18 protein-coding genes and 1 pseudogene are annotated in these 19,391 nt (G+C 42.1%); 6 read left to right on the top strand and 13 right to left on the bottom strand.

Annotated elements, in window-relative coordinates; all coding sequences use genetic code 11:
- Positions 1-132: 132 nt before the first annotated feature.
- The 5 genes and pseudogenes from DW917_RS03350 to DW917_RS03330 all read right to left on the bottom strand — a co-directional run bounded on the left by DW917_RS03350 (position 133) and on the right by DW917_RS03330 (position 4,655).
- Positions 133-483, bottom strand: a complete 351-nt coding sequence (locus tag DW917_RS03350) for an MmcQ/YjbR family DNA-binding protein (protein WP_053397539.1) — start codon at positions 481-483, stop codon at positions 133-135.
- A 15-nt stretch (positions 484-498) separates the two neighbouring features.
- Complete coding sequence (locus DW917_RS03345) at positions 499-2,073, bottom strand: restriction endonuclease subunit S (RefSeq protein WP_158570063.1); 1,575 nt, start codon at positions 2,071-2,073, stop codon at positions 499-501.
- On the bottom strand, positions 2,066-3,961 hold the full coding sequence (locus tag DW917_RS03340) for a class I SAM-dependent DNA methyltransferase (RefSeq protein ID WP_118116469.1): 1,896 nt from the start codon (positions 3,959-3,961) through the stop codon (positions 2,066-2,068). The genes DW917_RS03345 and DW917_RS03340 overlap by 8 nt, the downstream gene beginning before the upstream one ends.
- 24 nt (positions 3,962-3,985) lie before the next feature.
- Positions 3,986-4,315: a helix-turn-helix transcriptional regulator gene (locus tag DW917_RS03335; RefSeq protein ID WP_053397536.1), complete on the bottom strand. Its 330-nt coding sequence runs from the start codon at positions 4,313-4,315 to the stop codon at positions 3,986-3,988.
- Between the two features lie 2 nt (positions 4,316-4,317).
- A pseudogene (locus tag DW917_RS03330) lies at positions 4,318-4,655 on the bottom strand (type II toxin-antitoxin system RelE/ParE family toxin).
- Between the two features lie 437 nt (positions 4,656-5,092).
- Here DW917_RS03330 and DW917_RS03325 point away from each other — a divergent pair.
- Positions 5,093-5,689: a hepatitis A virus cellular receptor 1 gene (locus DW917_RS03325; RefSeq protein ID WP_147344108.1), complete on the top strand. Its 597-nt coding sequence runs from the start codon at positions 5,093-5,095 to the stop codon at positions 5,687-5,689.
- A 50-nt stretch (positions 5,690-5,739) separates the two neighbouring features.
- On the top strand, positions 5,740-6,492 hold the full coding sequence (locus DW917_RS03320; RefSeq protein ID WP_147344107.1) for a hypothetical protein: 753 nt from the start codon (positions 5,740-5,742) through the stop codon (positions 6,490-6,492).
- 99 nt (positions 6,493-6,591) lie between these two features.
- Here DW917_RS03320 and DW917_RS03315 read toward each other — a convergent pair whose 3' ends face one another.
- The 5 genes from DW917_RS03315 to DW917_RS03295 form a co-directional block, all read right to left on the bottom strand.
- On the bottom strand, positions 6,592-7,578 hold the full coding sequence (locus DW917_RS03315) for a DNA/RNA non-specific endonuclease (RefSeq protein ID WP_118116463.1): 987 nt from the start codon (positions 7,576-7,578) through the stop codon (positions 6,592-6,594).
- Between the two features lie 153 nt (positions 7,579-7,731).
- Complete coding sequence (locus tag DW917_RS03310; protein ID WP_006847266.1) at positions 7,732-7,983, bottom strand: type B 50S ribosomal protein L31; 252 nt, start codon at positions 7,981-7,983, stop codon at positions 7,732-7,734.
- A 431-nt stretch (positions 7,984-8,414) separates the two neighbouring features.
- The gene (locus DW917_RS03305) at positions 8,415-9,917 is read right to left on the bottom strand and encodes a DUF6359 domain-containing protein (RefSeq protein ID WP_118116460.1); all 1,503 of its coding nucleotides are present in this window, start codon (positions 9,915-9,917) and stop codon (positions 8,415-8,417) included.
- 35 nt (positions 9,918-9,952) lie between these two features.
- Entirely contained in the window at positions 9,953-11,194 is a 1,242-nt protein-coding gene (locus tag DW917_RS03300; RefSeq protein WP_118116458.1) for a DUF5689 domain-containing protein, read from the bottom strand.
- Between the two features lie 14 nt (positions 11,195-11,208).
- Positions 11,209-13,743: a TonB-dependent receptor gene (locus DW917_RS03295; RefSeq protein WP_118116456.1), complete on the bottom strand. Its 2,535-nt coding sequence runs from the start codon at positions 13,741-13,743 to the stop codon at positions 11,209-11,211.
- Between the two features lie 191 nt (positions 13,744-13,934).
- Between DW917_RS03295 and DW917_RS03290 the strand changes: the two genes are divergently transcribed.
- The 3 genes from DW917_RS03290 (at position 13,935) to udk (ending at position 16,332) form a co-directional block, all read left to right on the top strand.
- Complete coding sequence (locus tag DW917_RS03290; RefSeq protein ID WP_118116454.1) at positions 13,935-14,984, top strand: endonuclease/exonuclease/phosphatase family protein; 1,050 nt, start codon at positions 13,935-13,937, stop codon at positions 14,982-14,984.
- A 67-nt stretch (positions 14,985-15,051) separates the two neighbouring features.
- Positions 15,052-15,621: a uracil-DNA glycosylase family protein gene (locus tag DW917_RS03285; RefSeq protein ID WP_118116452.1), complete on the top strand. Its 570-nt coding sequence runs from the start codon at positions 15,052-15,054 to the stop codon at positions 15,619-15,621.
- A gap of 75 nt (positions 15,622-15,696) precedes the next feature.
- Positions 15,697-16,332, top strand: a complete 636-nt coding sequence (udk, locus tag DW917_RS03280) for a uridine kinase (protein ID WP_118116450.1) — start codon at positions 15,697-15,699, stop codon at positions 16,330-16,332.
- Positions 16,333-16,441: 109 nt separating this feature from the next.
- Here the strand turns inward: udk and DW917_RS03275 are convergent, their stop codons facing one another.
- Positions 16,442-17,203, bottom strand: a complete 762-nt coding sequence (locus tag DW917_RS03275) for an SDR family NAD(P)-dependent oxidoreductase (protein ID WP_118116448.1) — start codon at positions 17,201-17,203, stop codon at positions 16,442-16,444.
- A 132-nt stretch (positions 17,204-17,335) separates the two neighbouring features.
- The gene (locus tag DW917_RS03270; RefSeq protein WP_022110926.1) at positions 17,336-17,869 is read right to left on the bottom strand and encodes a histidine phosphatase family protein; all 534 of its coding nucleotides are present in this window, start codon (positions 17,867-17,869) and stop codon (positions 17,336-17,338) included.
- Between the two features lie 113 nt (positions 17,870-17,982).
- Between DW917_RS03270 and DW917_RS03265 the strand changes: the two genes are divergently transcribed.
- Positions 17,983-18,645: an HdeD family acid-resistance protein gene (locus DW917_RS03265; RefSeq protein WP_118116446.1), complete on the top strand. Its 663-nt coding sequence runs from the start codon at positions 17,983-17,985 to the stop codon at positions 18,643-18,645.
- Between the two features lie 146 nt (positions 18,646-18,791).
- On the opposite strand, the gene DW917_RS03260 is transcribed toward DW917_RS03265, so the two are convergent.
- Positions 18,792-19,358, bottom strand: a complete 567-nt coding sequence (locus DW917_RS03260) for a porin family protein (protein ID WP_118116444.1) — start codon at positions 19,356-19,358, stop codon at positions 18,792-18,794.
- Between the last annotated feature and the right edge of the window lie 33 nt (positions 19,359-19,391).

The following is a 19,391-nucleotide window of genomic DNA, read 5'->3' as shown; positions in this document are numbered from 1 at the left end:
TTGCTCCCGATGGTCGCAGAAAGTGAGTGTACCAACTGTAAACAGTATGTCAAGTAACAAACACCCATGAACAGCGAAGCAACTTCTTTGCTAATGCCACTAAGCAGATGCAACAAAGCTATGTTCCATCTTTTATTGAGCAACCATTTCTGTTGATTTTGGCAATTTACTTTTCACTAACTCATATGATTCTTTTATCCAATCCTCTATCATTCTATTAGGAAAAGACCCCTCAATAAAAATGTCGTTCCAATGTTTCTTATTCAAATGGTACGCAGGAGAAAAGGCATTGTACTCTTCCCTCAATTCCTCTCCACGTTCGGGTAGCAGCTTTACTGCAATAGTTGGTATCGGTGCTTCCAACCAAATATGCAGAAATATCTTTCCTCCTACACGGAATACCACCCAATCTTCACCATAAGGCATAGCTTCTTCTGTATCTGGCAATGATAAGCAATACTTTCTAACTTCTTCAATGTTCATCTTGTACTTACGGTTTTATCTTTCAATGTGCCTAAGATATTCTAATATTTGCTGTTGCTCCAAATTCTGCATATATGCCTCCATATAGTCCCAATTTGGTTGGCTATTGCCATCTATAGGTAAGAGAATCTTTTGGCGTTTCAAACGTCCTGTTCCCATTTTATAGCCATATCCATATTTGGCACGTTGATTTGTTATGCACATGGATATGAAAAGAGAAACATACTTGTTGTTTCTTATAGGTTTCAGCTTGCGAGTGTCGTTTCCATATAGTGCATCGTATGGATGATAAAAGCAATACCCAACAGAGCCGTTTCGATTTACAGACAGGCTTCCCTTTTCCAATGTTTCGTTTTGATTGCCAACGAAATAACCGATGCCATTATTATTGGCTGTCGCCGTAACATAAGGGGTTTGCCCACTTGTACGCTCTCTTTCGTAGATGTCTTTTCCCGAAGATATTTGTGCAATTTCTTCAAGGAAGAACGCTTTCCATTTTACCCCCCCCATTTTGTTCTCATTGGCGTTCAAGCGCTTCTTGAAAACCTTTAGAGTTGTTTTGAGTATATCAGCTTCTACCTCTTGCATGAACGAGGACATGAAATCGAAATCTATTTCACCCTTATCATTAATGGGGAGTAATATCTTTTCTCGCTTTATACGCTCGTCATTTATTTCTCTGTTGAAACTGTACTTCTCCGACAAACGGTTGATTATTGGCACCATGAAGAGGTAGGCATATTTATCCAATCCCTTACGTTTAAGCTGAGTAACATGGTCACTTGCCACAAACTCGTATTGATGGAAGAATGCACTACCAACACTACCACTATTGGCAATGGTTATGCAATCCTCGAACTTTCTTACGCTGCCCTCGTTGCCGACAAATCCATCCACGCCATTGTTGAGTGCCGTGGATGATACGTATGGAACTGTACCTTCTGTGTGGTCTGCCTTTTTGAGACGTTTGCCACGCTGTATTTCTGTGAATACTTCTGTAAAACTAAAAGGTTTCCATTGAGAGCGGAGCAGTTTACCCCCCCCTAAAATTTCTTTGTGTATCAGTCGCTTGCATAATTTCTCTACTGCTGGTTTCAATAATAATGTTTCTTTTCGACGCATGTATTCCTCCATGAACTGCCAATCAGGATTTGTGCAATCAGCAGCAAGAGGAAGCATAATTTTAAAGGCTCTTAATCTGTTACCGTTTATTGAATACCCATGTCCAAAGCGTTCCCTTTGCTTTGTTATACACATTGAGACAAACAGCAAATGGTATTTATTCAAATCACTCTTGGGTATCAATGCGGAAACATGACTATCCAAAGCCATAGAGGTAGGTTGGTAGTAAGCTATTCCTGCACCACCATCTCCATCGTTATTCAATGTCAGAATATCACCTCGAAAGATTTTCTTTTGTTCCTTTGATACGAAGCCTTTATAACCATTGTCTGTCTTTTTGGCAGAGACCAAAGGTAAAGTTCCTGTCGTCAAAGATGCCATATTATTTTGGTTTCCCTTTTCAAAGTCAAAGAAATCTGAAAGATAGAAATCTTTCCAATCTTTATTTTTGAGTGATAGCTTATCCATTCGCCACCTCCTTTTCTTCAAACAAGTAACCTCGTCCATGAGTAATCATGTTAAACTCAAATGTCAGATAGTCAGCCATTGTCTTTTCAAAGTCTTCCTCTGATGGTATCTCTTCGTTGAAATAGTAAAACGAGTGCAGCCATTCGTCATCTGCTTCAATGGTGCTACGCACAATAAAAGAGTTTGGTGCAGTCTTGCCTTGAAACCAACAATCAAGCAGGTATTTCTTTCTCTCGGCAGCTCTATCTGTTGGCATCAATCCAACATGGGCAAAGACTCCATAACCATCATCTTTGAAATCGACAAACTTCACTAACTTATCCTTTGGGTGTGGTTGATGCGCTGTAAATACGGCTATCACAGGATTTGTTCCTACGCCATAGAACGTATCTGTATTAAGCGTTATAACACCCTCAAGCGTATGGTTATCGAGAATATACTGTTTGTCGATTTTGTCTTCTTTCGTTTTGCCGACCATTGTGCTTTGTGGAACTATGACAACACAACGAGCACCATCACCTACGCAATCCAACAAGTGACAGATGAATTTCAACTCCGTCAAGTGTGCCGTGCTTTTTGTCTTTCCTTGTGAATACGGTGGGTTCATCAAACCAACGGTAAAGCCTTTCTTGTACATGTCTTCTGATTTTTGCTTCAAGAAGTCTGCACAGATGAGATTGCTCTTTCCGTCACCACGCAGAATCATGTTGGTTGTGGCAATGGAAAACATATCGTCACGCAACTCTATACCGTGAAGATTGTTTCTTCTGATGTTTTCCTTGTCTTCCTCTTTTGCCTGTGTCAGCATTCTGTGCATGGCAGCTATCAAGAAGCCACCTGTTCCGCAGCAAGGGTCAAGCACCTTGTCGGTAGGCTTGATTTCAGCCAATTCTGTAAACAATTCGGTTATGTGCTTTGGAGTAAGAACTACGCCAAGTGTTTGCCCATCGCCACCACTATAACTGATGAACTCTCCATAGAAACGACCAAGTACGTCTTCTGGTGAGTTGTTGCAAATGGCAGTTAAAATATTTGAGTGCAAGTATTCCGCAAAGTAGCGCAAAGGGGATTTGCCCAATCGCTCATCCTTTTCAGACAACACAGGTCTATTGATGATGAGGTTAAATTGGTCTATAACCCTTTTCTTTTTCACCTGTGGCTCAACCTTTACTCTTTCCATGTGTGCGGACATGGCATCAAATATCTTTTGACCATCAGTTTTGATAGTATCCCCTGTCAGATTCTCTGTTGAGAAATCCTTTTCTTCTAATGCCAAAAGAATAGCAGATACGACCAAAGGTTTCTCGCTATCTCCGAGTTGTCCATAGTTGCGCAAATCCTCATGCAAAGTCTTTGCACGGCTAAGAATGGTTTTCAGTTCAACACGTTCAATACTTTCGTTACCGCAAATAATCTCATTGTAGTAACGCTCTATATTTTCGGTCGAGAATTGACTGAAGTCCTTGACCTTTGGAAGAATTTTGTAACCTGTAGGACTAACGTAAATAGGACGAATAACAATGCGCTTCTCGTCTGTTCCCGAACAACCAAAGGCAATGACTTTCTTGAAGTTTGTGTTTTGAATGATACTGAGCGCATAATGCAGCGCACCATTCTCCGCATACTTGGTTACGCTTGAAGTATCCATCAGCAAAGTTTCATTATCTTTCAAGTACTTTGCCTGGTCCTCAACCTTTACCTTATCTTCTATTACGATAACAAAGTCACCCGATATTGCCAAGTATTCAGGAAAGCCTTTCTTTCCTGTACCACGTTTAGAGACCATAGCCTTGTTGATTTCCTCAATAGGGCATGACTCTGCGTAGTGCTCTATACTTGAAGCATCGAGCAGCTTTGATATAATGAGATCTGTTGTCTTTTCTGTCATTTTTATACCATAGATAATTGGATTTTACCACAATGCAACTTTACCTGCTATACCTAAGTCAATCGTTGCAGTAACTACACCCAGTGCTTTGAACACTCTCCTCATGGTTGGAATAGTGATACTATAACCTCTTTCCAATCGAGAAATCTGTGCTCTTTTCACGCCAATACGCTCACCAAGTTGTTCTTGTGTCAAGTTCTGTTCTATACGAGCTTTCTTGATGGCTTCGCCTAATCTATAGGCATGTAAAGCTCCATCCACATCACTCTCAAAAGCATCACGTTTTGGTGTGCCTACTTTACCGAAATGCTTGTCAAGCACATCGTCCAATGGGGTAAGATTCATCTGTGCCATAATCACTTGTTTTTGAAATATTCTCTTCTTATTGCTTCTGCTTTTGCTATCTCCTTGCTTGGTGTCTTCTGAGTTTTCTTGATAATGCCGTGGGTGGCAATTACCAATGTTTCTTTATCCTTGTCCCAAAAGCAAACAAGCGATAAGCAGTTTTGTTATACAATGTACGAAATTCCCATATCTCCGAGTTTTCCAACTTCTTGAAGAGTTCTTTGTTGCGTTCTCCACCTGCAACACGCTTGATGTTGTAGTAAATCTTGTAAGATACCGCTTCGGGTAAACTCTCAATAAAGTTCTGTGCCTCGTCTGTCAAGACAAGTTTGAAGATATTTTGTGCCATACATTATCATTTTTGTACAAAGGTAAGTATATTGTTTCATAAAGAAGAAACAATGACCATTTAAATATAATCTACAGCTCTTTTTTAACATTTTGGCGATAGATAATTGCGTATAAGAAACTTGCAAACCTCGTAGAACATCTAACTGAAAATAAAATCTAAAAAATGAATGAGATTGCCGTTTATCCACATAAAACTTGTATCTTTGCACTCGAAAAGAGTTGTTTGACAAGCAAAGCAAACTTATGTATTATGCAGAAGTTAGAACCGTTGCTAAATCATTACCTCTATAGAGGTGGAACACTCGTAAATCGCTCATTTTAAGCTGTTAGGCAGAATTTGCCGAATTTTATCTAAAAACCCTTTGTTGGTATGATTATTTGGCGTATCTTTGCAGCAAATAAACAAAGAAATGTAATTTAAAGACTTATATGGATATGAAAAATTTAAAGACTCTCTTGACGATGGCTATCGTGGCTTTGATGAGCCTCAGTTTCACATCTTGCGATGAGGACGCTGACATTGGCGATACTTTATATGGCACTTGGAAAGGCTATATGGATATTGGATTGAAGTATGGTGATCATTATTATGCTTCTACCACTTCTGAGATAACGTTTATACCAAGCAACTCTTATTCCGACCACGGAACGGGGTATTGGATAGACCGATACAGCAATGCTCCTTGGAATTATGTTGCTAATCATATAGATTGGGCAGTGAGTAATGGTGTCATCAAAATTCACTTCAGAGAGGAAAACTCGTATGCTACGATTTATAACTATTCTTTGGATGATGATTATTTCTATGGAACGGTTGAATGTGGAAATAGCAGCGCGGATTTCAGATTGGTGAAGACGGCTTCTCCTAACGAATGGAATTATGACTGGTATGATCCTGATGACTGGTATGATTCCAGGGAATATGGTTGGGCAAAGCCTCATCAGGGAACTTTCGATGATACCCGTGCTTCTTCCTCAGATTCTGATTCGCTGAAATATCTGAGAAGAGTGGTAAATTATAAGAATAAGTAAAGAGACTTGCTGTTTCCTCAGGGAACAGATTAAAAAGAAAGGGACGAGATATGAAAAATATAAAATCTTTGTTGATGTTGGCTGCGATAACAGTAGCATCCATGACATTTGTCAGTTGTGACGATGATCCTTGGTATGATGGTTGCTGGCATGACCCATACGGTTGGAGCAATAACTATGGCGACTGGCACTGGAATAATGATTATTGGAACCAGGGTGGTAATGGGAACAACCAAGGTGGTGATGAACGTACGGCGATGGCCCAGACTCTCTGTGGAGAATGGGACGGTGAGATGGATTATTCTTATATCAATCCGGATGGCGAATCGCGTAGCACAGAGGTTTATTATACGACCATGAAGTTCTTCCAATATAATCAGAATTCAAAATCTTATAGTGGAGAGGGTGTGGAGACTGATTATCTCTTGGATTCTCAAGGAAATGTCAATGAAGATAAGAGCCAGACCTTGGATTTCTCCTGGTACATAGAGGATAATGGAGATATTTATATCAAGTACAAGAAAAGTGGGGCTACCTTTGTGTTAGACTATGGTTCTTCTCAGGCTGGTTTCCATTTGGGATATGAAGACAAGAAGGGATATGATACTTTCTTCGGTTATATGATAGGCACGGGAAGCGTTAAGGGCGATGTTATCTATTTTGATTTTAAGCGCTTGAACGATACCAATCATGCCAAGGCTCAGACTCGTGGAGCAGGCGTAACTGAGCATAAATCATTTGGTAAGGCTGCTTATCAGAGTCCGATTAAGGGAACGTCTTCTCGTTTTAATAGCAGAAGATAGCCCTTGTGTTGGAGGAAAAGTGAAGAGGATGCATCAAACGAATTGTTTCGATGCATCCTCTTATTCTGTATAATGAAATGTTGTAAAGTATCAGAGAACTTAGTTTATTATTTTACTCCAAACAGTTTGCAAATAGGATGGTGTGATATTCACGTTCTCGATCAGTCTTTCTTCATCATCAGGAAGATTGCAGAAGAAGTCGATACCAGTAAGTTCCTCAAGTTTGGCAATATTGACAATATGTGCGCTCAACTTTTCTGTGGAAGGATAATCTTTGTGTTCAAACCAGAATCCGATAGCTTTATGACCGGATTTGTTTTTGATCATGACTGCTGCAAAGAAGTATTTAGGAACTATAAATCCATTTTTAGTATAGCCCAAAATCTGCTCAGACTTATCAATGGTTCCACCTTTGCAGACATACATTGTATCATTGGCATACGCAGTTTGAGTGCTCATATTGTATGTCAGTAAGTCTCTGATTTTTCCTTCCATTTTTTTCCAAATGCCGGTATTGAATTCTTCTCTCTGAGGCTGCATATTGGTCATATAGAAAGTCTGTCCATTTACATCCTTGCTGCAGATTCTGTCTTCAGAAGCAACGATATGTCCTCTCTGGAAATAGGTGATTCCTTCACTTGGCATGTTGGAAGATTTAAATTCTTTAATACTTGGTTGCAAGTTAGCAGGAATTTCTGGGTCTATCTGGAAAGGATCTCCTTTCCAAGTCTTACCATTCCATGATACTCCTTCTTTAGACCACCATTTATCTCTATCCCAGCCTTTCCGGTTGTTACTCTTATAGACTGCATAGCAACTCCATCGCTGTGATTTCTTACTGGTATCAAATTCTGTGCAGAAGTTGACACCATATTGATCAGTTTCGTGAACGATGACTGTACTTGTTCCACCTTTCACCTTTGGAAATTCCAAACGTGTGATTTCGTCAGGCATTCCTGGGGTTACAACATTGGCGTTGGTATTCGTATTGTCAACTCCACCATCAGGACCGTCATTATCGCTTCCACAGCTACCTACTGTGAGTGCAGCGAGAAGCATCAAAAGGTAAATCTTGATTCGTTTCATAAAAGTCGTGTTAGAATATAATTTGTAATATAAAAATAGTCTTTCTCGTAGAAATGTATAAAACCGAAAAAAGTGCGTACCAGCGTATATGCAACTACGCTCGAACGCACTTTTGTATCTTGCGATAATATATCCTTTAAATGAAAAGGTATATTACTTCTTCAACTTACCGTAACGGTTCATGAAGCGGTCAACGCGACCTGCAGTATCAACAAGCTTGCTCTTACCTGTATAGAATGGGTGAGAAGTGCTGGAGATTTCAATCTTTACTACTGGATAAGTCTCGCCTTCGAACTCAACAGTGTCGTTAGTCTTGCATGTTGACTGAGAGAGGAACATGTCGCCATTAGACATATCTTTGAATACTACAGGACGATAGTTCTCTGGATGAATACCTTTTTTCATTTTTCTTTTTTATTTTTATTGGGTTATTAAAAATAGACGTTATGGGGATGTTCTTCGCATCATCTCATGTCCTTTCGGTGCATGCCCATTATAGCCTTTACACTTAACAGGGTGCAAAGTTACGACTTTTTCTTCTTTCTGCCAAATATTTCCTGATGTTTTTCTTTCTTTTACTCTTTTTTTTATTTTCACAGATATGTTGCCCAAATTGTGGTTCTCGGTTTGGGCACTCGTTGCCCGCCTCGTGATCCCTCGTTGCTCGTCTCTTGTTCACCAGTTCCCCATCACGTGTTCATCGAGGGACCGCTTGAAGGGCATAGCAGGAACTTCTGGAGAAACCATTTGGACACAAGAAACATTGCTGAAAACAAAATCCCCATTGCCTGATGAGAGGCAATGGGGATAGTTAAAGTAATTTGTAATTGAGTGGATTACTTGGCATAAACAATTTCGATTGACTTGATGCGAAGTTGTACACCACCACCTGTTGTACCTGTAAACACATTGGTGTAGGTTGCAGTCTTGCCAGAGAATTTTATGGTTGCAGTCTCATTACCAACACAGTCTGTGTTCTTGTTGTTGTCATGAGTGCAAGTCAAGATGATTTTAGCAATGTTTTTGGAGCCTGTTATGGTCATTATGTTGTTGGCATAAATGCGAAGTTCTTTTGCTTTTTCGTTGTAAGCAGGCATTGTCTTGTTGCCATTTGAATCCAATTTGAAAATAGTGCCGTCAGAGAGTGTGAACTCTGTTGGGTTTGCATCTAACTTCAATGTACTAAGATCTTCTACTTTTAAGCTTTCTCCAGTTGTGGTTCCACTATTCGTCAAGGTAACAGTAAGTCCATTTACTGAGATACCTTCGGTTGTAGAAGGTGTATCTGGAGTTTCAGGCTTTACAGTAGGAGTACCTTCCTTAACAGTCAATTCCTTTATCTCCCATGTACCTGATTTAGCCTCGCATGCATAGTGTAAAGCGATAACGATATTCTTCTTACCCTTGTAAGGAGTAAGGTCGTAGGTATATGTAGACCAAGTCTTCCAGTCAGTTCCTTCGGTTAGAGTACCAGTGATATTGGTCCATTTTGTTGTAGCAGGATCGCCTGTGTAGTTCTCTGTGATAAGTACCTGGTTCTTTACACCTTCTGTAGGCTCGCCATTGTAGGTAGCATAGCGCAAGATATAAGAGAATTTCAAGGCAGCTCCCTTTGATGAAGAGAGATCAATAGCCTTAGATACGAGGTAGCTCTCTGAAGGGGTTGTTACCTTACTTGTGTTTTCATAACCTGTTGCCTTGGCATAGCCATAAGAATCAATGACCCATGGAGTACCCTTAATGTTCTTCAGAGTAAATGTACCAAAACTCTTATTGAATGTCTCGTTGATGTAACCGTCTGTTGGAGTATCTGGAGTAGTGGTAGAACCGCCAGGTTTTGTGCCAAATTCCTTGGCTCCAATCTTAGCATAGGCAACACTCTTCAAACCAGTTGCACCAAAGTAGTTCTCAATATTACCGCAGAGAATCACTTCTTGCTTCAAGTTGCCAGGATTATCCTTGAGGTTGAGTGCAGTACGAATTGCACCTGGTGGCAACTGGATTGGCATACAGTTTGTTACGTTGGTTTCATCTGCACTTGCAGCGACCAAGATGTTTGTTGGAGCACTTGCTGCACTTGCAGCGTCGCCGAAAATAGCTTCATTCAGGGCCTTGTCGGGTACATAACCTACGATGAAAGCCTTTACGAAAACATTAGTACCCGTAGCAGCAATTTTAGCATCAGCTACTGTATATGGGTTGGCTTCAGTTCCATCTGTTGAAAGTTCTGGAGTCTCTGGCTTGGTAGGCATGTCGTAAGGAGCAGGAACGTCCTCGCAACTGCTGAAAGTAAAGGCTGACATGGCCAACACTAACAATGAATATATAATCTTTTTCATATTGTTATTCGATTTAAAAATTTCTAATGGATGAATTACTTGATAGAGATGAGGTAGTTTCCGCTGTCAATTTCTGGAGTGCCATTGTACATAGTCAATGCTCCACAGATGACAACCTTCTTTCCTACGGCAAGGGTGCCCTTTGTCTCTTCTGTCCATTTCTGGTTGTCGAGATTGAAGCCGCGGAATACCTTGATCATCTTGCCGGCAACAGCCTTTCCATCTTCAGAGATAGAATATGTAGCATTACCATACGAGCCTGTATCAACGTTACCTACCTCGCAGATGATTCCGGTAGTATAAACCTTATCTGTTGTATATTTACCGGCATTGATGAGTTTGAGAGCGTTGGTTACGGTGTAAGGTTCTTCCTTAGTTCCACCAGTAACATTCAGCGCAGTCTCAACATCATTGCTTGTACGGATCAGAATCTGCCAAACATTGTTGAAACGGGTGAAAATACCTGTAATGTTGACAGGGTCCTTTGGCAAAGCAACATTGGCAAACTTGGCATAAGCAGAAGTGCGAACCAAGAGGTTGGAAGCACTGATAGGTGTTTTGGTTTCTGCATCGGTCAAGTTGCGGTTCACGCAGTTGGTCTTGTCCTTTTCTGTCTCTGGGGCATAAACGGCCTTACCGTCAGCCTGAGAGAACTGTACATTCTCAATGCGCATCAACTTGCCAGAGCAAGACTTCAGATAGTCAGCATCCTTGATCTTGGTCTTGTCGAACACCTCTACCAGACTTTCAGCCTTGGCTGCGTCTGGAGAACCCAAAATCTTGAAATGCTTGTTCCACTCGTAGCGGTCAACCTTACCGATAGACTGTGCACCCGTAGTGCTGTTGGTATAGACACCGCCCAACTCAGCCTGAGAACCGTAACCACCAATGTAGAGGCCCTTCAGATTGATGAGGAGTTGCTGGCCAACAGGAAGTTCGCCATAGAGAGCACCCTTGTTGATGCAAACTAAGATACCACCCGTCTCGTCCTGCAGACAAACCTCGTTGTAAAGGTTTCCACCGAGATCATTACCAGTAATGTAACCCTTGATCTGGATGTCCTTGTCTATCTGTTCATATCTCTTATTAGCAATGAGGCTGTTGTAGTCTTCCTTCAGCTGTGCAATTGTGATGACATTCTTCTCCTTGATATTATTGTCACCGACAGGAGCCGCAGGCACCTTAATCGTATTATCAGGATCAGCATAACCATCGCCCATGCAAGATGCAAAAAACATACTGGCAAAAGCCATTGCTATGAATAATATTTTTTTCATATCTTTCCTTTTTATTAGAATCTATAAGAAACCTGGAACATACCATTTGTTCCGAATACGTAATACTTCTTAGGGTTCTTGGAGAACTTGTAAACGCGCTCCTTGCTGCTATCACCGCTACCTGAGAAGTCGCTTCTGCTCTGCTCATAGCCGCCAGATACAATCTTCTGGTTGTTCAGGATGTTGGTAATCATCAAGTTGAAGTTCAAGCTGCCGTGCTTCAAGCGTACGCTCTTGCCGATGCTGCCGTCAACCATCCAGCCACCATGACCCTTAGCCTGGTCTGTATAACCTGGCATCAGGTTGCCGAAGTTGTCGAATGCGTTGAGACGAGACAACTCAGACTGGGTGCGGTAGATAGGTGCGTATGACAGGTAGATGCGATCATAGTAGTTGGCATTGAGGTCGATGAACCAGCCACCTGCATGATAGCTCAAACCAAGGCTTCCTACGTTGAGAGGAGTTCCGCTCTCGCGCATACCTTTAATATATGTTGTTTCAGTTTTCAAGTCTCCAGTGATAGACTCAGAACGTGTTGTCTCAATATTCTTGAGGATTCTGTTGTCGCTCAAAGTACCGATAGCCTTGAAGTTGAGGAAAGATGTGAGTTTGAAGTCGAGACCCAATTCTACACCATAGTATTCCTTCTGCAAGCCAGGAAGACTGAAATATACGAACGAGTTGTCCATATCACTATAGAAGTTCTGCCACTCCGTAACGTGGTCCAGACGGCTATAGTATGCATTCAGGTTGGCGTGCATCCATGAGTTCTGGTATTGGTAAGCGAACTCGCTGCTGAAGATATGCTCATCATGCAAATCTCTCACGAAGTCATTCTGAACCTCAGGAGATACGAATGCTGTGTTAGCCTTAGGTGGCTGCCACTCGTAGCCAACACCTAATTTGAACGCATGACCGCGACCGGCGTCGAAGCTGATGCTACCCTTGGCACCACCTTCGCCCATTCTGGCGATTCCGCTGTTGCCATAAGAGTTTTCTGCAGCCATACCATTGCGCATATAGCCATGACGGCGCATATTGGTCTGACCCAATTTAGCGCTGAACATAGTCTGGAATCTGCCTAATTCTGCAGTGTAAGATGTCCAGAGCAATCCCTTCATCACTTCAATCTTGTAATCGTAACCGAACTTGTCGCCTTCGTTGACTGGGGCGTTAGGACGGTTTAAGTCATACTGAACTCTTGGATCAGTAGCTGGATACTTTCCGAGAGCGTAATTATTGATGTTGTGGAAGAGAGAGCCGCCAAGCATATCCTCCAAAGTCTGGTAGTGGCGGTTGCTGTTGCTGGCAAAGATGAAGCCGCTCACCAGTTTGGAGTTCTTGGTTACCTTTGCAGTAAGCGTAGATGACAAGGTGAGGTTCAAGTTGTCATTATGCTTAGCCTGGATGTAGTACATTGTTTCATTGCCAGCCTTTGCTGCATTTTCGTTAGCATAGTAGAGGCGGTCCCAGTCAATCTGGCGGTTAGCCTTGCTTGCTGTCCAGAAATCGTATGAGTTCTTCCAGCTCTGCCATGTATTAGGGTTGTTGTTGACAGAAGAAAGATTCCAGATGTCATAGTAGCTGCTTGGCATGTTCTTCCAGTAATCTGGCTGTGGGTTCTCTGCATTGTTGTAGTTGAGTTTGGTGCTCTTGTACATAGAGTACTTGGCAAATGCAGAAGTTGTGAGTTTCAATTTATCATTGATATCCCAGTCCCATGTTGCGATAGCAGAAGGGGAGAAGTCGTTGACAACGCGCGAATTGCGCTTGTGGCCGTTCTGATAACCCCAGTAAGGGTTGTAGTAACGGTCGTTGGCGAGCCAGTAAGCCTCGTCGGTAGAAGCACCCTGGGTAGAGCGCTCGGTAGGGTTGCCCCAGGTAGAGATACTCAGGGAGTGACCATTGTTCCACTTCTTCTGAACACCGATGTAGTAAGATAAAGCATTGTAGAAAGTACCCTCCACATAACCACGATTGGCCCATCGGTAGGTGAGACCGGCACTGAATGCCCAGCCACGGTCGTTGAAACCGCTGCTGTAAGTGTAGAGACCACGAAGTGTGTAATTTCTGTTGGCAACAGCAACTGATGCATACTGACCCACTTGCATGCTTCCGGCACGGAAGTCGTAGTTGTTGCTACCAGCCATGCCTGTCATAGAATAGTTATTTCCTTCGAAAGGCAAAGCAAAATCTACATTTCTGGAGAAACGGTTCAAGCCACCGATGTTGGAGAAACGGAACTGGCCGCTTTCCATGTCGTTGACAGGTGCTCCATTGATGTAAACCTCGTTATACTTTTGATTGAAGCTACGATAACGGTAACGCATAGGAGAGAAGAGGAATCCTGCCTCCGATGCATAAACGTTAGAGGTAGAGTTGAGAATGGTTACATTCTGAGACATGTCATCATCCTCACCCAACTGTGCTTCGGTGAATGTGAATGCGTTCTCGTCCAGGTTGGATGCAGCCTTTTGCTCAACATTCTGTGCAAAAGCCAGCGGACCATAACAGAGCGCAAGCATTGCTAATTTTACCTTTTGTTGCATAGTTTATAGTTTAATTACTAATAATGTCTGCAAAGTAACAAAATATTTTTTAAAATTAAAAGTTTTTTCGTTTAAATTTTGATTAAGTATGCGGTTTTTTCAAATAAAATGCCGATATTTGCATTCTAATAGCGAGTTTTCGCACATTTACTAACTTAAGATTTTTGATAATCTAAATAAAAAATAAATTTATGAAGAAAAATGTATTGATGTTTGCGGCCTTCTTGATAGTCAGCTTGGCTGCTTTTGCCCAAGGGCAGAAACGATTCAATCTCTATGCAGTAGGTTTTTATAATCAGGAGAATCTCTTCGATACTTGCCATGATGAGGGCAAGAATGATTATGAATATCTTCCTGCCAAGGGATGGAACGGAATGAAATATACCAATAAGTTGCGCAATATGGCCAAGGCGCTTGCCGACATGGGTACGGATAAGTTGCCTAAGGTGGGGTGTGCTTTCATCGGATTGTCAGAGGTGGAAAATCATAAAGTGCTGGACGACTTGATAGAGCAGGCTCCTCTGAAGGCCCGTAATATGAAATACTGTCATATAGAGGGTCCAGACCGTCGTGGCATTGATTGTGCTTTCCTCTACAATCCTTCTCTCTTCTCTGTGAAGAATGTAAAGTTAGTGCCTTATGTTCAGGAGAAGGCGAAGGACAGTGCTTATTATACTCGTGGTTTCCTGACGGTTCGTGGTGAAATGGCTGGTGAGGATGTGGCTGTCATTGTTTGTCACTGGCCAAGCCGTTTCTCAGGTTCTTTCTATCGTGAGTCGGGTGCCCGCCAAACCAAGGCTGTCAAGGATAGTCTGCTTCGCATCAACAAGGATATGAAGGTGTTTGTAATGGGCGATATGAATGATGATCCTACCAATAAGAGTATGCATGAGGTGTTGAGCGCCAAACCGGAAATCAGTCAGGTTGGACCAAACGATATGTACAATCCATGGTATAATATTTTGGCCAAGCAGGGTAAGGGCACCTTATTCTATAATGGCAACTGGAATCTCTTCGATCAGATTGTGATTACGCCAAACCTGCTCAACAAGGATGCTAAGAATAAGGATTTCTCTACATTGAAGTATTTTGCTCATCAGGTTTTCCGCCGCGATTATCTTATCCAGCAGGAAGGTCAGTACAAGGGTGCTCCGCTGCGCACTCAGGCTGGTGGCAGATGGCTCAATGGTTTCAGCGACCACTTGCCTGTAGTCATGTACCTGGTCAAGGAAGTGAAGTGATTTTTAAAGGTAAAAAGGTAAAAAGGTAAAAAGGTAAAAAAGTAAAAAGGTAAAAAAAATAAAGAAAATGATAGAGAGTCATCCTTTTGAACCTTGGTTGCCCAAGAATGCGCATCTCCTGATGCTCGGTACTTTCCCGCCTTCACCCAAGCGCTGGTGCATTCCCTGGTATTATCCTAATTTCCAGAATGATATGTGGCGCATCTTTGGAATTATCTTTTTTGGAGATAAACTTCATTTCGTGGATGTAGAGCATAAGCAATACAGGCTGGAGGCTATCAAGGATTTTCTTGGAGAAAAGGGAGTTGCTCTCTTTGATACGGCGCAGAAAGTGATTCGTACCAAGAATACGGCTTCTGACAAGGATTTGAAAATCGTGGAACAGTCTGATCTGGATGGAATGCTGCGAGCTTTGCCGGAATGTAAAGCGGTGCTGACGGCAGGACAGTTGGCTACCAAGGTGTTTTCTGAACATTATGGTATTACTGAGACTCCTGCTATGGGAGGATACGTGGAGTTTTCTTTCGAGAATCGCACGTTGAGGCTCTATAGAATGCCAAGCAGCAGCCGGGCTTATCCTTTGGCAGTTGAGAAAAAAGCAGATTTCTACAAGAGAATGTTTGATGATATTCTTTGATTTCTGATGAGATCTCTGGGTTTATTCTATATATATAATAAGGTACGCGTACAATAAATTAATATTAACGAATCTATGGAAAAAGATAAAATAACGATTATCGGTATTGCAGGAGGAACCGGTTCGGGCAAGACAACTGTGGTCAAGAAAATCGTGGATGCTTTGCCTCCTCATTATGTGGCTGTGGTTCCTCTGGATTCCTATTATAATGATACGACGGGAATGACGGATGAGGAGCGACATGCTATCAACTTCGATCATCCTGATGCTTTCGACTGGAAATTACTCCATAAGCAGTTGGCTGATTTGCGCAATGGAATTGCTATCGAACAGCCTACTTACAGTTATCTGAAATGTAATCGTGAGAAGGAAACGATCCATGTGGAACCGAAGCCGGTTATCATCATCGAGGGAATCATGACTTTGCTCAACAAGAAGCTGCGTGACCTGATGGATCTGAAGGTTTTCGTGGATGCTGACCCTGACGAGCGACTCATCCGCAATATCCAGCGCGATACAATAGACAGAGGTCGTACGGTTTCGATGGTTGTGGACAGATATCTGAAGGTGCTGAAACCTATGCACGAGCAGTTTATCGAACCCACCAAGCGTTATGCAGACATCATCATTCCGCAGGGTGGTGAAAACGAGAAGGGTATCGGAATCCTTTGCAGTTATGTGACAGGATTGGTGGAGAAACTCGACAAATAATCGCTCTCAGGCAAATTGTCTTAGCAATAAAAATCCTCGTTACGAATCGTTGTGTTCGTAGCGAGGATTTTCTATTTTATCGCAATCGTTTTCTGTTTGCGAGGATTTTTTAGTTGCGATGAATGACGGTGCCGTTTGCCTGATGGGTGGCCAGCACAAGTACTTCAGCTATCTGGACGTGTTCTGGAGCACTGGCTGCATAGAAAGCCACATCTGCCACATCATCACCATTGAGCGGTACGATTCCGTCGTAAACTCTGTCGGCACGGGCGTTGTCGCCATGGAAGCGAATGTTGGAGAAATTGGTTTCTACCAATCCTGGTTTTACATTGGTGACGCGCACTTTGGTGTGAGCCACGTCGATACGGAGTCCGTCTGTAATTGCCTTGACGGCAGCCTTGGTGGCACAATAAACATTGCCTCCTGCGTAAGCAGCATCACCGGCAACACTTCCGATATTGATAATGTGTCCATGATTTCTGCTGACCATTCCTGGAACGATGAGGCGGGTCATGGTGAGAAGTCCCTTGATATTGGTGTCTATCATCTGATCCCAATCCTCAAAGTCTCCCTCGTATTCTGGTTCCAGTCCACGAGCCAGACCAGCATTATTGATAAGTACGTCGATATTCTTCATGTGTGAAGGAATATAATTAACGGCTTTCTGGGCAGCTTCACGGTTGCGAACGTCAAAAGCCAATGCAAGGACCATAATGCCGTAAGCATTTTCGAGTTCTTTCTTGATGATTTCCAACTTGCCTGTGTTTCTTCCTGTAAGAATCAGGTCGTATCCGCCTTGAGCAAATCGGCGTGCACATGCTTCACCGATACCGCTGGTAGCTCCTGTAATCAAAGCGATTTTGTTTGCCATAAGAGAGGGTTTTATAAATGTTAAATGTGAAATGTTAAGTGTGAATATAGAATCTTCTTCATATAGGATATTGGGTATTCTATAGTTTGGATTCTTCTATATATATATAATAAGGTGGGGAATAGAAGCAGATTATAAGATCAGAACTCTTACCTCTGCGTTTCCCATCTTTTCTATCTCGTTCATAGGGCGCTTGAAATAAACGCTCTGAATAGCCTTGTTGATAATGCCGTGTCCTACGGCAAGAATAGTTTTGTCGGGATAGGTCACCTTGAGCCAGGTGAGGAAATTCTGTGCGCGTGATTTCATCTTTTCGATAGATTCGATGTTGTCTGGCCAGTCTTTCGGATTTTTGGGAAGACTTGGGATGAACTTACCTGTGAAATCGCCCCAGTCGCGCTCCCGTATCAGTGGGGTTGTAATCATGGCTTGTTTCATGGATTTCTCATCCTGAAAATGAGGTAGGGCGATTATCTCACAAGTCTGGATGCTGCGGTAGAGATCGCTGGATATGAATACATCGATGTGGTCATTGGCCATCTTGCGAGCTACTTCCTCAGCTTGGGCAATGCCGGTGGCGTTTAACTTGCCTGGTGTTTGTCCTTGCATAATCTGGGCTGCATTATCTACAGTCTCACCATGTCTAACTAAATACAATTTTGTCATAATATCCTTAATTTGCCAACAAAATTACAAAAAAAGTTGGATTTATCAAAGATAGTTTGTATTTTTGTAGAAGTTTTTTTAATAGTTTGTCGAATATTAATCTAAAAAGAAATATGAAAGTAATACATAGTTCATTTTTCCGTGCAATCTGTGCGATTATCGTAGGTGCACTTCTCATTCAGTATCGTGAGCAGACGGTTACTTGGATTACCATAGCCATCGGTGTGTTGTTTTTCCTCTCGGGAGTCATTTCCATCGTTACCTATTTCAGTGCCAAGAGGAATTCGGGTAAAGTTGGTGTTGTTTATGATGCTAATGGAAAGCAGCTCACGGGATTGACTCCTCATTTTCCTATTGTGGGAATAGGCAGTCTCTGTTTGGGCTTGATTTTGGCTCTGATGCCTAATACGTTCATCAACAGTCTGATGTTCATTCTTTCTGTTATTCTGATTATGGGCGCATTGACGCAGTTTATGAATCTTGCTACGGCTCGCAAGTTGGGACGTGTGGGAATTGTTTATTGGATTTTTCCTTCCATCATTCTCCTGATTGGTTTGCTTGCTGTCATCAAACCTTCAGCCATAGCCTTTGCACCGCTCTTCATCATCGGCTGGACCATGCTCATCTATGGCGTTGTGGAATGTATCAATGCATTCAAGATAGCTAATAATAAGCGGAAGTGGACGAAGGCTGAAGAAATCAGTTCATCAACTCCTTCTTCTTCGAATGATGTTTCCTATATTGAGGAAATCAAGGATGATCATCAGGAAAAGTAAAAACTCAATCATATTCAAAAGAGAATCCCTCTCAACTTACAGGACGATGTCCGGTTTGTTGAGAGGGATTTTTATTGAAACTGTTCTTGTTGATTTATCATTTAAAAACAGTTCTGTTGATCTATGATTCAAATTCTGTTCTGAGTTTAGAGAGCAAACTTGTAACCTACAGTAATCTGGAGAACATTGTTGTAACCATCGCTATGGTCGTAGAGTTTTGTAACACCGATGTTGTAACGTGCATCGAATACAAAGTTCTGATACTCATAAGAGAGACCAACAGGGATAGAAAGGTCGAATGTCTTCACGCCATCACCTGCACCATCTTTGTCAACCATGAAACCTGGCTGAACACCTGCTTTGAGAGCAAGACCCTGTACTGGGTAGTAATTCAAAGTGATAGGGATGTTGAGATAGCTTGGAGTCCACTTCTGACCACCAATTTCAAAATCTTCGCCAGCAATAGAACCTTCTATCTTCTTCGCCTTCAAACCTTGCATTGAGTAGAGAAGACCACCAGTAAGGCCGAATTTATCTGTAACCTGATACTGTAATTCTGCACCACCAACGAAACCTGCTTTCCAATCGTTGTCACCAATTGTAGAAACGTTCAAACCAATTTTAGGCTGAATGGTTGTTGTACCAGCTGCATTTTGTGCGAAAGCACCTACTGAAGACAGCACGAGAGCTGCCATTGCAATAATCTTTTTCATAATCTCTAATCTAAATTTAGTTAATACTATTTA

It is taken from the genome of Prevotella sp. AM42-24, from assembly GCF_003461825.1.
Classification (GTDB): Bacteria; Bacteroidota; Bacteroidia; order Bacteroidales; family Bacteroidaceae; genus Prevotella; species Prevotella hominis.
This window is presented reverse-complemented; position numbering and strand designations above follow the sequence as displayed.